Origin of the sequence: Microbacterium sp. 2FI, assembly GCF_005502885.1 — a bacterium.
In the GTDB taxonomy this organism is placed as follows: Bacteria; Actinomycetota; Actinomycetes; order Actinomycetales; family Microbacteriaceae; genus Microbacterium.
This window is the reverse complement of record NZ_SCMR01000031.1, coordinates 1-12,910: the sequence shown is the minus strand read 5'-3', so window position 1 is coordinate 12,910 and position 12,910 is coordinate 1. Positions and strand designations below refer to the sequence as shown.

Below are 12,910 nucleotides of genomic sequence, written 5' to 3'. Positions count from 1 at the left end.
CCGCCTTATGCGGTGAGCCACCAGGACAGGTGCGCGGACATGGGCCGAACCTACCACAGCAGGGCGGCCGCTCACGCTCCGTTGCGCTCCAGGGCTGCCGCCTGATGGCGGTGCCCGACCGTCTCGTAGCCGACCACGATCACGGCGGGCGAGGCCGCGACGATGAGAAGTGCGACTCCGATCGAGGCGCCCCACACGACGGCCGCGACGCTCAGTACGAGCACCAGCACCGCGCCGATGAACAGCCACACGTGGAACGGGTCGAACTCCCGCATGAGGTACGAGTACAGCGAGAACACCATCACCTCGAAGACGAGCACCGGTATGGCGACCTACACGAGCGCGAAGGCGGCGTCGACGTGCGCTTCGTGCGAGAGCACCTGTGCGGCCACGTGGAGTCCGGTGCCGACGCCGACGAGCGAGCCGAAGAGGATGATGTGGCCGTAGCCCCACACCCACGATCGCTCGCGGTGGTGCGCGAGGAGGCGGCCCGACGGCATGAGGAAGTAGCTCCACCACAGCCCGAAGACCAGAGCGGTGCCCGCGAAGGCGATGAGGACCGCCTCGACGCTCCACCCGTCGATGTCGATCACGGCCGAGATGGCGAGGATCGTGCCGAGCACGACCTCGCCGAGAGTGATGATGGTGAGGAGGCCATAGCGCTCGGCGATGTGATGCGGGTGCCAGGGTGTGCTGCCGAACTTCCCCTCGGCGTACAGCGGGCCGGCCAATTCGAACGCGACGAGCACTCCCGCGAGCGCGAGCGAGACGCCGATGGGCAGGTTCAGCACGATCTGCGCGATCCAGAAGACCTGGGCGATCGAGATGTTCCAGGCATACGCGAGACAGGTCTTCCGCCGGGCAGGGTCGTTCTTCGCGGCTCGCAGCCACAGCGCGACCGCAGCGATGCGCATGACGACGTAGCCGGCCACGATGACGCTGTTGTCGAGGTGCTCGCCCTCCACGAGGGAGTGGAAGAGCGGTGGCACGCCGAGCGCGAAGATCAGCACGCCCAGCATCTCGACCATCGTGGCGATGCGGAAGAAGATGTCGTCGTTGTCGTACGCGGATGCGAGCCACGAGTAGTTGATCCACGCCCACGTCGCCCCGAACACCGTGAACGCGAACCCGCCGAGCGCGGTCGCCATGTCGCCCACCTCGAGATAGTGGGCGGCCTGTGACGAGATCTGGCTGAACGCGACCACGAACGTGAGGTCGAAGAGGAGCTCCAGCGGCGTCGCGGCGCGATGCGCCTCGTTCGGGTCGCGCCCCGTCATGCGTCCGAGATGGTGGCTCAGGCTCATGCGCGCCAAACTACACCGGCCGCGGCATCCGCCCGTTCCCAGCCCCGGCCGCCCTTCGCCGCGTAGGCTGGACGAGTGCCAGCCGTGAACCTCGGGATGCCCAAGATCCCCCTAACGCTCGCCCCTCGTCGCAAGAGCCGCCAGATCAAGGTCGGCAAGGTGCTCGTGGGCGGCGATGCCCCGGTGAGCGTCCAGTCGATGTGCACGACGCCGACGACGAACATCAACGCCACCCTCCAGCAGATCGCCGAGCTCACCGCTTCGGGCTGTGAGATCGTGCGTGTCGCCGTGCCGAGCCAGGACGACGCCGATGTGCTGCACATCATCGCCAAGAAGAGCCAGATCCCGGTCATCGCCGACATCCACTTCCAGCCGAAGTACGTCTTCCAGGCGATCGACGCCGGCTGCGCCGCGGTGCGCGTCAACCCCGGCAACATCCGCAAGTTCGACGACCAGGTGGGTGCGATCGCGAAGGCGGCGAAGGATGCCGGTGTGTCGCTTCGAATCGGCGTGAATGCCGGTTCGCTCGACCCCCGCCTGCTCGAGAAGTACGGCAAGGCGACCCCCGAGGCGCTCGCCGAGAGCGCCCGCTGGGAGGCGTCGCTGTTCGAAGAGCACGACTTCCACGACTTCAAGATCTCGGTCAAGCACAACGACCCCGTGATCATGGTGCAGGCGTATCGCCTGCTCGCCCAGATGGGGGACTGGCCGCTGCACCTCGGCGTCACCGAGGCGGGTCCCGCGTTCCAGGGCACGATCAAGTCGGCGACCGCGTTCGGCATCCTCCTCGGCGAGGGCATCGGCGACACGATCCGCGTCTCGCTGTCGGCACCGCCCGCCGAAGAGGTCAAGGTCGGCCACCAGATCCTGCAGTCGCTGAACCTCCGCGAGCGCAAGCTCGAGATCGTCTCGTGCCCGTCGTGCGGTCGTGCTCAGGTCGACGTCTACACGCTCGCGGACGATGTCACCGAGGGTCTCAAAGACATGACCGTTCCGCTGCGCGTCGCCGTCATGGGCTGCGTCGTGAACGGTCCGGGCGAGGCCCGCGAGGCCGATCTCGGCGTCGCGTCGGGCAACGGCAAGGGCCAGATCTTCGTGAAGGGCCACGTCATCAAGACCGTCCCCGAGGCCGACATCGTCGCGACGCTGATCGAAGAGGCCAACCGTCTCGCGGCCGAGATGGGCCCGGAAGCGCCCCTCGGCACCGCCCAGGTCGTCACCGCGTGACACCCCTGGTGAGGGCTTCGACGGCGGAGTAAACTGCGCCGCGAAACGCCTCCCCCCTCGTGCACGGCACGGGCGTCCTCACGCACGTGGGTCGCGGAGTCGCTGGAGGATTCTCATGCGACGGAGCACTTCACAGCGCAGGGCGGCCATCGCCGTTCTGACGGCAGCCGGGTTCGTCCTGGCGGCCCTCACCGGCGTCGGGCCGGTGCACGCCGATCACGGCACCTTCCCGACGTCGGCGGGCATCTACCGCATCCCGTACTCCGACGGCATGGGTCTCATCGTGAGCGGCGATCATCACAACCACGGCGGCACGGTCGGCCAGGGCAACAACCGCATCGACATGGTCGCCGACGCGCCGCCGGCCACGGTCGTCGCGGCGGCATCGGGCGTCGTCATGGCCATCGTCGACTTCCACGGCGACTCGGGCGGCAACGGCGACGGACTCGACGTCAACGGCGGGTCGGGTCAGGTGCTCTTCGACGGGGTCACGATCCACTCGGATGCCGCTGAGCACAGCTGTCAGGACCAGATCGAGCCCGATGTGGACGGCGACGGCGTGGTCGATCCCGATGAGGATCTCGACGGCAGCGGCACCTTCAACCGCATCCCCAACAGCACCGTCATCGGACTCTGCCAGGACTACAACAACTACATCTGGATCGAGCACCCGAACGGCGAGTGGTCGAAATACACCCACATGGACACCGGCACGATCACCGGAGCCCCGGGCAACCTGTCGGTCGGTGACACCGTGCTCGTCGGGCAGGCGCTCGGCATCGAGTCCGACATCGGTGCGGCGACCGGGCGCCATCTGCACCACGAGGTGGCGGTCCGGACGGACGCGACCGACGACACCCCGTTCAACGACGGCAGCTTCCGCCAGCTCGACACCATCCCCGGTGGCGGCAACGCGAACCCCGACGGATCGGGCACGGTCGGCTTCTTCGCGGGCGGCTTCATCCAGGGCACCAACCTCGTGCCGACCGTGTGCGATATCCCGGGGAACCTCTACGCCGACAACGTCACGAGCCCCGGCAACAACGCGTTCACCGCAAACCCGTGCACGAACACCGCACCGACCGCGGATGCCGGTGGCCCGTACGCCGTCGACGAGGGCTCGACGGTCCAACTCGACGGCACCGGCAGCAGCGATCCCGAGAATGCGATCCTCTCGTTCTCGTGGTCGCCGGCGACCCGCCTCGACGACGGGACGATCGCGACCCCGACCTACGATGCGCTCGACGACACCGTGGATGAGATCGACCTCACCGTGAGCGACGTCGGCGGCGACGTCACGCCGGCGCTCGCGCTGACCGACACCGACACCGCCGTGGTGACGGTGCTGAACGTCGCCCCGACGGTGACCGCCGTCGGCGACAGCATCGACGAAGCGGGCACCGCGACCGTGAGCGCGACGTTCACCGACCCGGGAACCCTCGACACGCACACCGCGACGATCGACTGGGCTGACGGGACTCCGGCCGAGCCGGTCACGATCGGCGAGCTCGAGGCGGGCGTCGACCACGTGTACGGCGACAACGGCGACTTCGACGTCGTGGTGACGGTGACCGACGACGACGGCGGTTCCGGCGACGACACCGCGGTGGTGAGCGTCGCGAACCTCGATCCGACGGTCACGCTCGATCTCTCGGATCAGGTCTCGTTCCCGGGCGGCGACTACTTCGTCGTCGAGGCCGGGGAGCCTCTCGCGCTTGCCGCCGACGGCACGGATCCGGGGTCGGACGACCTCACGTTCACATGGGGGACCGGCGAGGTGACCACGTACTTCAACGATCCCGCCGACGTCCCCGACCCGCCGCTGAGCCCGCTCGGCACGTTCCCGTTCGCAGCATCCGACGCCATCGATACGGTCGCGCCCGAGCCGGGCGTCGAGACGGTGTCAGTCGTGCTCACCGACGACGACGGGGGATCGGATGAGGTGGATGCCGGAGCCGTCGTCACCGGCAACGCCGACGACGCGCGCAGCAGCGGCTGGTGGAAGCACCAGTACGCGGGAAGCGGCTCGCCGCATATCGATGCGGACACCGCAGCGGCGTATCTCGAGATCGTCGATGCCGTCTCGAGCGTCTTCTCGGAACAGGTCGCCGCGACGACCGCGGCCCAGGCCCACGACGTGCTGTCGCCGACGGGTGACCGGCGCGCCCGGGCGACCGCCGACCTGCTGCTGGCGTGGCTGCAATTCGCCAGCGGCGCCGTCTCGCACGATGCGAGTGTGCCGCTCCCCGGTGGCGACAGCGTCGACTACCTCGACCTGATGTTCGAGGCGGAGGGCGTCATCCTCGACGCATCGGCGTCCAACGCCGAGCTGAAGGAGATCGAGCACCGCCTCGCGCGGGTGGTGCACGCCGACTGAGCGCCGGTGGGCGCGTGCCCGGTCCGCGCGATCGGGTGTGGATCGGATGCCGCGGTCGCGGCATCCGATAGCGTGCGTCGTACCGCCCGAATGCTCGTCGACCCGAGGCTCCGATGACCGATACGCCCACCCGATCCCCGCTGTCGCGCCCGATCGTCGCGGGGATCGTCACGGCGCTGGTCGGCGTGACGAGTTCGTTCGCGGTCGTGCTCACGGGGCTCAGCGCCGTCGGGGCGACACCCGCGCAGGCTGCGAGCGGACTGCTGGCGCTCTGCGTCACCATGGGTCTCGCGGCGATCGTGCTCGCCTGGCGGTATCGGATGCCGATCACCGTCGCGTGGTCGACGCCGGGCGCGGCGCTCCTCGCGGCGACGGGAGCGGTCGAGGGCGGGTGGCCGGCGGCGGTCGGAGCGTTCCTCGTGGTCGCAGGGCTCATCCTGCTCACCGCCGCGTGGCCCTACCTCGGGCGGCTCATCGCGCGGATTCCGCCCTCGATCGCGCAGGCGATGCTCGCCGGCGTCCTTCTGCCCCTGTGTCTTGCCCCCGTCGCCGGGCTTGTCGCCAATCCGTGGGGGGTCGCTCCCGTCATCATCACGTGGCTCGTCTTCGCGCGTCTCGCACCTCGCTGGGCCGTGCCGCTCGCCTTCGTCGCGGCATCCGTCGTCGTCACGGTGCACCTCGTCTCGACCGGCGCGACGATCGACCCGGCTGTGCTGGTGCCGGGCGTCGCGTTGACGGCGCCCACCTTCACGTTCGGCGCCATCGTCGGCATCGCGCTGCCGCTGTTCCTCGTGACGATGGCATCGCAGAACGTCCCGGGAGTGGCCATCATGCGCAGCTACGGGTACAAGGTGCCGTGGCGCCCGGCGATGCTCGTCACCGGAGTCGGGTCGGCGATCGCGGCGCCGGCCGGAGGACACGTCATCAACCTCGCGGCGATCTCGGCCGCGCTCGCCGCCGCGCCCGAGGCCGAGCCCGATCCCGCCCGTCGCTGGATCGCGAGCATCTCGGCCGGTGTCTCGGGCATCGTCCTCGGCGCGCTGTCCGCAGCCTTCGTCGCTCTCGTCGTGCTGGCGCCCGAGGCCGTGATCCCCGCTGTCGCCGGCATCGCGCTGTTCGCGGCCTTCGGATCTGCCCTGCAGCAGGCCATCGACGATCCGGGGGAGCGGCTTCCCGCCGTCGTCACGTTCCTGGTCGCGGCGTCGGGCGTCGCGATCGCCGGCGTGAGCGCCGCCTTCTGGGCACTGGTCGCGGGGCTCATCGTGCGGTTCGTGATGCACGTCGGTCGCCGCGACCGATCTGCGTAAAGTCCGCCGGCTCTCCGGCGTGGGCGATCAGGCCAGCGTGCCGCCGGCGACCGTGAGGTCGTGGGAGGCCGCGAGTGTGGTGCGGACGGCGATCTCGAGCGCTGCGGCGATGTCGTCGAGGTCGAGGTACGAGGCGTTCATCGGCGCATGCTCGGCATCCCACGGGACGTGTACGAACCCCGCACGCACGCCGGCGCGTGTCGAGACGGCATCGAGCGCCGTATAGAAGACGTGGTTGCAGACGAAGGTGCCGGCGGTGTGCGAGAGTGCTGCCGGAATCCCCGCGGCGGAGAGGTCGTGCACGATCGCCTTCACCGGCAGGGTGGAGAACCGCGCGGCCGGGCCGTCCGCGACGCTGGGTTCGTCGATCGGCTGAGCGCCGTCGTTGTCGGGGATCCGGGCATCGACGAGGTTCACCGCGATCCGCTCGACGCCGAGCGCCGCACGATCGCCCGCCAGCCCCGTCGCGATCACGACATCGGGCTCGTGTTCGTCGATCAGTTCACGCAAGCTCTTCGTCGCGCCCGCGAAGGTCACCGGCAACACCGCCGTGATCAGGGTCTCGGGGCCGTTCCAGCGCTGGGCGACGATCCGAACGGCGTCACCCGAAGGGTTGGCGGAGTCGCCGCCGAAGGGTTCGAAGCCGGTGAGCAGAACGGTGGGCACCACTCGACTCTAGACTTGACCCTCGTGGTCACCCGTCTCTCGCACTTCTTCCTCCGCACGCTCCGTGAAGACCCCGCCGATGCCGAGGTCGCCTCGCACCGGCTGCTCGTCCGTGCGGGCTACATCCGCCGTCAGGCGCCGGGCATCTTCGCGTGGCTGCCGCTGGGGCTGCGGGTCAAGGCCAACATCGAGGCGATCATCCGCGACGAGATGGCGAACGCCGGTGCCTACGAGGTGCACTTCCCCGCGCTCGTGCCGCGCGACCCGTACGAGCAGTCCGGCCGCTGGGAGACCTACGGCAACGGCATCTTCCGTCTGAAGGACCGCAAGGATGCCGACTACCTCCTCGCCCCGACGCACGAGGAGCTCTTCACCCTGCTGGTGAAGGACCTCTACTCGTCGTACAAGGACCTGCCGCTGTCGATCTACCAGATCCAGGACAAGTACCGCGACGAGGCGCGCCCCCGCGCCGGTCTTCTGCGCGGCCGCGAGTTCACGATGAAGGACGCGTACTCGTTCGACTACACCGACGCGGGGCTCGACGCCTCGTACCAGCTGCAGCGCGACGCGTACGAGCGCATCTTCCAGCGGCTCGGCCTCGAGTACGTCATCGTCGCCGCCGACAACGGCCTCATGGGCGGTGCGCGCAGCGAGGAGTTCCTGCACCCGACCGCGATCGGCGAAGATACCTTCGTGCGCTCGGCGGGCGGCTTCGCGGCCAACGTCGAGGCATTCACGACCGTCGCGCCCGACAGCATCCCGTTCGAGGGTCAGCCCGAGCCGGTGATCTTCGACTCGCCGAACACGCCGACCATCGCGACGCTCGTCGACCACGCCAACGCGCATCTCGCCGCCCCCGCCGAGGGAGAGTGGACGGCCGCGCACACGCTGAAGAACGTCGTGCTCGCCCTCACTCACCTCGACGGCACGCGCGAGCTCGTCATCGTCGGGATCCCCGGCGACCGCGACATCGACGACAAGCGCGTCGAGGTCGCCTTCGCCCCCGCGGCCGTGGAGCCGGCGACCGAGGCGGACTTCGCCCGCCACCCGCTGCTCGTCAAGGGCTACATTGGCCCGTGGTCGCCGACCGGCGCCGTGCTCGGCGAGGAGTCGGCCACCGGCATCCGCTTCCTCGTCGACCCGCGGGTCGTCGACGGCACCGCGTGGATCACCGGCGCCAACATCGACCAGAAGCACGTGCACACCCTCGTCGCGGGGCGCGACTTCGTCGCCGACGGCTTCGTCGAAGCGGCGAACGTGCGCGCCGGCGACCCCGCGCCCGACGGGTCGGGCCCCGTCGAGCTCGCACGCGGCATGGAGATCGGCCACGTCTTCCAGCTCGGGCGCTTCTTCGCCGAGACGCTCGGGCTCAAGGTTCTCGACGAGAACGGCAAGCTCGTGACCGTCACGATGGGCTCGTACGGCATCGGCGTCACCCGCATCCTCGCGAACCTCGCCGAGCTGAACCACGACGACAAGGGACTGGTCTGGCCCGCCTCGATCGCGCCGTTCGACGTGCACGTGGTCGCCACGGGGCGGGATGCCGCGGCGTTCGAGCTGGCCGAGAAGGTGTCGGCCGACCTCGAGGCCGCCGGATTCGACGTGCTCTACGACGATCGCCCGAAGGTGTCGCCCGGCGTGAAGTTCGGCGATGCCGAACTCGTCGGCGTTCCGAAGATCGTGATCGTCGGGCGCGGCGCCGCCGACGGCGAGGTCGAGCTGTGGGACCGCCGCTCGGGCGAGCGTGAGGTCGTGGCGGCGGCGGCGGTCGTCGAGCGACTCACCGCCTGACCGCGGCCCGCGCGGCGCGGTTCAGAGCCGCGCGTAGCGGGCTCGGAAGCAGCAGAAGACGCCGTACGCGATGAGACCTGCGCCCACGATGCCTGCGAGCCACGGGCCGTAGGCGAGATCGAGCAGCGCCGAGATCGCGCCGTCGAGCCCTCCGGCGGCATCCGGTTCGACGCGAACCGCGGCGACGGTCAGCAGCACCCCGATGATCGCGAGCGCGATGCCCTTCGCGACGAATCCGACGATCCCGAGCGCGGTCACCGCGCGGCCGCGCGCGCCTGACGGGATCGAGATCACGTTCCGGAAGGTGCGGCGCGCGCCCATCACGACGAACACGACGCCGGTGACGAAGAAGCCCGCGCCGATCGCGCCGAGGAGGAACGCGCCGCCGGGGATCGACAGGATGCCGCGGCTGGCCGCTTCGACGGCCGCCTCGGCGTCGGGCCGCGCGCCGACTGCGACGGCGGCGGAGACGGCGCCGAGCCCCGCGAACACGATCGCCTGACCCCACTCCGAGACGCGGATCCGCCATTTCGACGCTGTGCCCCGCGCGCCGTCTGACGGCGCTCGCGCGAGCAGCCCCTCGACGGCGTGCCAGGCGGCGAGGGCCCACAGCCCGATCGCGATGAGCCACAGCACGACGAATCCGAGCGGCACCGCGCCGATCGCACGGAAGGCGCCGGCCTGATCCGACTCCGCATCACCTCCGAAGGCGACCACCAGCGCGAGCACGCCCACGAGGATGTGCACGACCCCGTTGGCCGCGAAGCCGCCGCGGGCAAGGCGGCGGAAGGTACGACTCGACTCCGCTTCGCGGGCTGCCTCTTTGACGCCGTCCGTCACCGGAACAGCCGAACGCTCGCCGGTCGCCTCATTCCGGGTGGGGAGCGTCGTGAAGGTGGTCGCGGTGCTTCTCGGCCTGGCGGCGCTTGGTCGGCACGTCGATCGGGCCGGTGACCGAGATTTCGTCCTCCCAGACCTCGATGCCGGTGACGTCGGGCATGCGATCGCGCGTGAACACGGGGTCGCGGCCTTCCCGACGCTGCTGCGTGTAGTCCTTCAGCAGGCGGAAGGCGATCCCCGACAGGAGTGCGATCGCGATGAGGTTGGTGAGGGCCATCAGCCCCATCACACCGTCGGCGAAGTTCCAGACGAGGTCGGCGCCGACGACCGAGCCGAGGAGCACAGCCACGACCACGAGCACGCGGTACGCCGCGAGGACGCCGCGGTTGGGGTTGATGAACTCGATGTTCGACTCGCCGTAGTAGTAGTTGCCGAGGATCGAACTGAAGGCCAGGAGGAAGATGATGACGCTCAGGGCGATGCTCGACCAGGCACCCAGGGTGCTCACCAGTGCGGTCTGAGTGAGGTCGATGCCGCGTTCGGCGTTCGCGAGGTCGGGCACCGAGACCAGGATGATGAACGCGGTGATCGAGCACACGAGGAACGTGTCGAAGTAGACGCCGAGAGTCTGCACCAGGCCCTGCTTGACGGGGTGCGTCACTGCCGCGCTCGCGCCCGCGTTGGGCGCCGATCCGAGCCCCGCTTCATTCGAGAACATGCCGCGCTTCACGCCGGTGAGGACGATGTAGCCGAAGGCGGCGCCGACGACCTCGTTGAACCCCCACGCCTGCGTGAAGATCGCGGCGAACACCTCGGGGAGGCGGTCGATGTGGAGGGCGACGACGGCGAGGCCGAGGAGAAGGTACGCGAGCGCCATGATGGGCACGAGCAGCTGAGTCACCGAGGCGATGCGGCGCACGCCGCCGAAGACGACCAGCGCCGTCAGCGCAGCCACGAACACGCCGATCGCCCACGGCAGCCACTCCGGCGAACCCTCGCCGATCGTCGCCGTGACCGTCGCCGCGATCGTGTTGGCCTGGAGCGAGCTGAACGCGAAGGGGAAGCAGATGATCAGAATGATCGCGAACCAGATCCCGAGCCAGCGCGCTTTGAGTCCGCGCTGCATGTAGTAGGCGGGTCCGCCGCGGAAGCCGTCTTTGTCCTTCGTCTTGTAGAGCTGCGCGAGCGAAGACTCGATGAAGCTCGACGCACCGCCGATGAACGCCATCAACCACATCCAGAACACCGCCCCGGGGCCTCCGAGGGCGATCGCGGTGCCGACACCGGCGATGTTACCCACGCCGACCCGCGATGCCGCGGAGATGGTGAAGGCCTGGAACGCCGACACCGACTGCGGCTTGCCGTCGACGGTGCGGGGCGTCTTGTCGGTGAGTGTTCGGAACATCTCGGGGATCAGCCGGAACTGCACCACACCCGAGCGCACCGTGAAGTAGATGCCCAGTAGCACGACCACCGGGAGCACGATCCACGTCCAGAGCAGGTCACCCCACGTCAGAAGCCACTCGTTCACCATGTCCATCGGCTCAGTATGTCGGCTGTCCCGCACCGCGTGCCAGGGCATCGGGTAACGTTGTAGGGTTCCGGCGGGCACGACGCGCCGGTGAGAGCTGAATACGGAGGCCATGATGGACATCGATCTCGGACTGCTGAGGACCGTCGAGCGTGAGAAGGAGATTCCCTTCGAAGAGCTGGTGCGGATCATCGAGCAGGCGATCCTGACGGCCTACGCCAAGCACACCTCGCCCACCGGCGAGCTTTCCGAGGGTGCTCGCGCCGTGCTCGACCGCAAGACCGGCCACGTCGCCGTCTTCATCCCCCTGGTCGACGAAGAAGGCGCCGTCATCGGCGAAGAGGAGAGCACGCCCGAGGACTTCGGCCGCATCGCCGCATTCGCCGCGAAGCAGGTCATCAGCCAGCGGCTTCGCGACATCGCCGACGACGCGGTGCTGGGGGAGTTCCGCGGCAAGGAGGGCGACATCGTCGCCGGTGTCGTCCAGCAGGGTCCGAACCCGCGCATGGTCCACGTCGACCTCGGCTCGATCGAGGCGATCCTCCCTCCCGAGGAGCAGGTCGCCGGCGAGGAGTACACCCACGGCTCTCGGCTGCGCGTGTACGTCACGAGCGTCGCGAAGGGCACGAAGGGTCCGCAGATCACCGTGTCGCGCACCCACCCCGGACTCGTGCGCAAGCTGTTCGCGCTCGAGGTCCCCGAGATCGCGTCGGGTCTGGTCGAGATCGTCTCGCTCGCCCGCGAGGCCGGCCACCGCACCAAGATAGCGGTCAAGGCCAACGACCCCTCGATCAACGCCAAGGGCGCCTGCATCGGAGAGCTCGGGCGTCGCGTCCGCGCCGTCACCGAGGAGCTCGGCGGCGAGAAGATCGACATCGTCGACTACGACCCGGAGCTCGCGAAGTTCGTCGCGAACGCTCTCTCGCCGGCGAAGGTCACCTCGAGCTTCATCCTCGACGTCTCCAACAAGGCCGTCCGCGCCCTCGTGCCCGACTACCAGCTGTCGCTCGCGATCGGCAAGGAAGGCCAGAACGCGCGCCTCGCCGCCAAACTCACCGGCGCCAAGATCGACATCCAACCCGACAGCATCCTTGAGTCGTAGGCGCATCGGGCAGCGCCCAGGCGCCCACCTCCGAGGGGTGTAACATGGAACCCGTACGAACGTGCGTCGGATGCCGCACGCGTGCCCTCCGATCCACTCTCCTCAGGGTGGTCTCCATCGAATCAGTCCTCGTCCCCGACGAGCGCGCTTCGATGCCAGGGCGGGGCGCGTGGGTGCACGAGACAAGCGAATGCGTGGATGCCGCGATCCGGCGACGCGCTTTCGTGCGGGCATTGCGTGTGTCAGGCCCGCTTGACACGCAGACCATCGAGAAACGGCTGAATGGCTATGGAAACAAAGTGAACGGCTCGAAATGAGTCCCGTCCGCGACTAACGGTCTGCCCTGCCTGGGTGGACCCCAGACAGGAGAATTGTGGCAAACGCCAAACCACGCGTGCACGAGATCGCCTCCGAACTCGGCGTCGACAGCAAGGTCGCCCTTGCGAAGCTCAAAGAGCTCGGCGAGTTCGTGAAGAGCCCCTCGTCCACCATCGAACCCCCCGTGGCGCGCAAGCTCCGCGCTGCGCTGGAGGCGGAAGGGGCTGCCAAGCCCGCCGCTGACGCGAAGGCGGCCGCCCCGGCGCGCCCCGCCGGTCGTCCCGGCCCCGCGCGTCCCGCCGCCCCGGCGAAGCCGGCTCCGGCCGCGCCAGCGGCTCCCGCGGAGAGCGCTCCGGCTGCTCCCGCAGCCCCGGCTCCGGCCGCTCCGGCTCCGGCTGCTCCCGCCGCCCCGGCGCCGGCCGCCGCGGCATCCGCTCCGGCCGAGCA

At 69.3% G+C, this 12,910-nt stretch carries 12 protein-coding genes; 7 read left to right on the top strand and 5 right to left on the bottom strand.

What is annotated here, in order from left to right:
* Positions 1-71: 71 nt before the first annotated feature.
* The gene (locus FFS15_RS18925; RefSeq protein WP_249354195.1) at positions 72-320 is read right to left on the bottom strand and encodes a hypothetical protein; all 249 of its coding nucleotides are present in this window, start codon (positions 318-320) and stop codon (positions 72-74) included.
* 12 nt (positions 321-332) lie between these two features.
* Complete coding sequence (locus FFS15_RS17580) at positions 333-1,304, bottom strand: low temperature requirement protein A (RefSeq protein ID WP_249354193.1); 972 nt, start codon at positions 1,302-1,304, stop codon at positions 333-335.
* Between the two features lie 96 nt (positions 1,305-1,400).
* Here FFS15_RS17580 and ispG point away from each other — a divergent pair, with 96 nt between their 5' ends.
* From ispG to FFS15_RS17565, 3 genes are all read left to right on the top strand, one after another.
* Positions 1,401-2,531, top strand: a complete 1,131-nt coding sequence (gene ispG / locus FFS15_RS17575; protein ID WP_137846367.1) for a flavodoxin-dependent (E)-4-hydroxy-3-methylbut-2-enyl-diphosphate synthase — start codon at positions 1,401-1,403, stop codon at positions 2,529-2,531.
* A gap of 115 nt (positions 2,532-2,646) precedes the next feature.
* Positions 2,647-4,908, top strand: a complete 2,262-nt coding sequence (locus FFS15_RS17570; RefSeq protein WP_137846351.1) for a M23 family metallopeptidase — start codon at positions 2,647-2,649, stop codon at positions 4,906-4,908.
* A gap of 113 nt (positions 4,909-5,021) precedes the next feature.
* Complete coding sequence (locus FFS15_RS17565) at positions 5,022-6,215, top strand: benzoate/H(+) symporter BenE family transporter (RefSeq protein ID WP_137846350.1); 1,194 nt, start codon at positions 5,022-5,024, stop codon at positions 6,213-6,215.
* Between the two features lie 27 nt (positions 6,216-6,242).
* Here the strand turns inward: FFS15_RS17565 and pcp are convergent, their stop codons facing one another.
* Complete coding sequence (pcp, locus tag FFS15_RS17560) at positions 6,243-6,881, bottom strand: pyroglutamyl-peptidase I (RefSeq protein ID WP_137846349.1); 639 nt, start codon at positions 6,879-6,881, stop codon at positions 6,243-6,245.
* Between the two features lie 24 nt (positions 6,882-6,905).
* Between pcp and FFS15_RS17555 the strand changes: the two genes are divergently transcribed.
* On the top strand, positions 6,906-8,672 hold the full coding sequence (locus FFS15_RS17555) for a proline--tRNA ligase (RefSeq protein ID WP_137846348.1): 1,767 nt from the start codon (positions 6,906-6,908) through the stop codon (positions 8,670-8,672).
* A 21-nt stretch (positions 8,673-8,693) separates the two neighbouring features.
* On the opposite strand, the gene FFS15_RS17550 is transcribed toward FFS15_RS17555, so the two are convergent.
* Together FFS15_RS17550 and FFS15_RS17545 are read right to left on the bottom strand one after the other, a co-directional pair.
* Entirely contained in the window at positions 8,694-9,512 is an 819-nt protein-coding gene (locus FFS15_RS17550) for a DUF1206 domain-containing protein (protein WP_137846347.1), read from the bottom strand.
* Positions 9,513-9,540: 28 nt separating this feature from the next.
* Positions 9,541-11,052 carry an alanine/glycine:cation symporter family protein gene (locus FFS15_RS17545; protein ID WP_137846346.1) on the bottom strand — a complete coding sequence of 504 codons (1,512 nt, stop codon included), beginning with the start codon at positions 11,050-11,052 and terminating at the stop codon, positions 9,541-9,543.
* A gap of 106 nt (positions 11,053-11,158) precedes the next feature.
* On the opposite strand from FFS15_RS17545, the gene nusA reads away from it, so the two are divergent.
* The 3 genes from nusA to FFS15_RS17530 form a co-directional block, all read left to right on the top strand.
* On the top strand, positions 11,159-12,145 hold the full coding sequence (gene nusA, locus FFS15_RS17540) for a transcription termination factor NusA (RefSeq protein ID WP_137846345.1): 987 nt from the start codon (positions 11,159-11,161) through the stop codon (positions 12,143-12,145).
* 44 nt (positions 12,146-12,189) lie between these two features.
* On the top strand, positions 12,190-12,462 hold the full coding sequence (locus FFS15_RS17535; RefSeq protein WP_137846344.1) for a YlxR family protein: 273 nt from the start codon (positions 12,190-12,192) through the stop codon (positions 12,460-12,462).
* 56 nt (positions 12,463-12,518) lie between these two features.
* Positions 12,519-12,910: translation initiation factor IF-2 N-terminal domain-containing protein (locus FFS15_RS17530; protein WP_283205758.1), on the top strand; the 392-nt coding region annotated here is incomplete at its 3' end.

Bases quoted from the DNA above. Each gene is read 5' to 3' on its own strand.
- FFS15_RS17580 (WP_249354193.1), bottom strand. From the start codon at position 1,304: ATGAGCCTGAGCCACCATCTCGGACGCATGACGGGGCGCGACCCGAAC.
- ispG (WP_137846367.1), top strand. From the start codon at position 1,401: ATGCCCAAGATCCCCCTAACGCTCGCCCCTCGTCGCAAGAGCCGCCAG.
- FFS15_RS17570 (WP_137846351.1), top strand. From the start codon at position 2,647: ATGCGACGGAGCACTTCACAGCGCAGGGCGGCCATCGCCGTTCTGACG.
- FFS15_RS17565 (WP_137846350.1), top strand. From the start codon at position 5,022: ATGACCGATACGCCCACCCGATCCCCGCTGTCGCGCCCGATCGTCGCG.
- FFS15_RS17545 (WP_137846346.1), bottom strand. From the start codon at position 11,052: ATGGACATGGTGAACGAGTGGCTTCTGACGTGGGGTGACCTGCTCTGG.
- nusA (WP_137846345.1), top strand. From the start codon at position 11,159: ATGGACATCGATCTCGGACTGCTGAGGACCGTCGAGCGTGAGAAGGAG.
- FFS15_RS17535 (WP_137846344.1), top strand. From the start codon at position 12,190: ATGGAACCCGTACGAACGTGCGTCGGATGCCGCACGCGTGCCCTCCGA.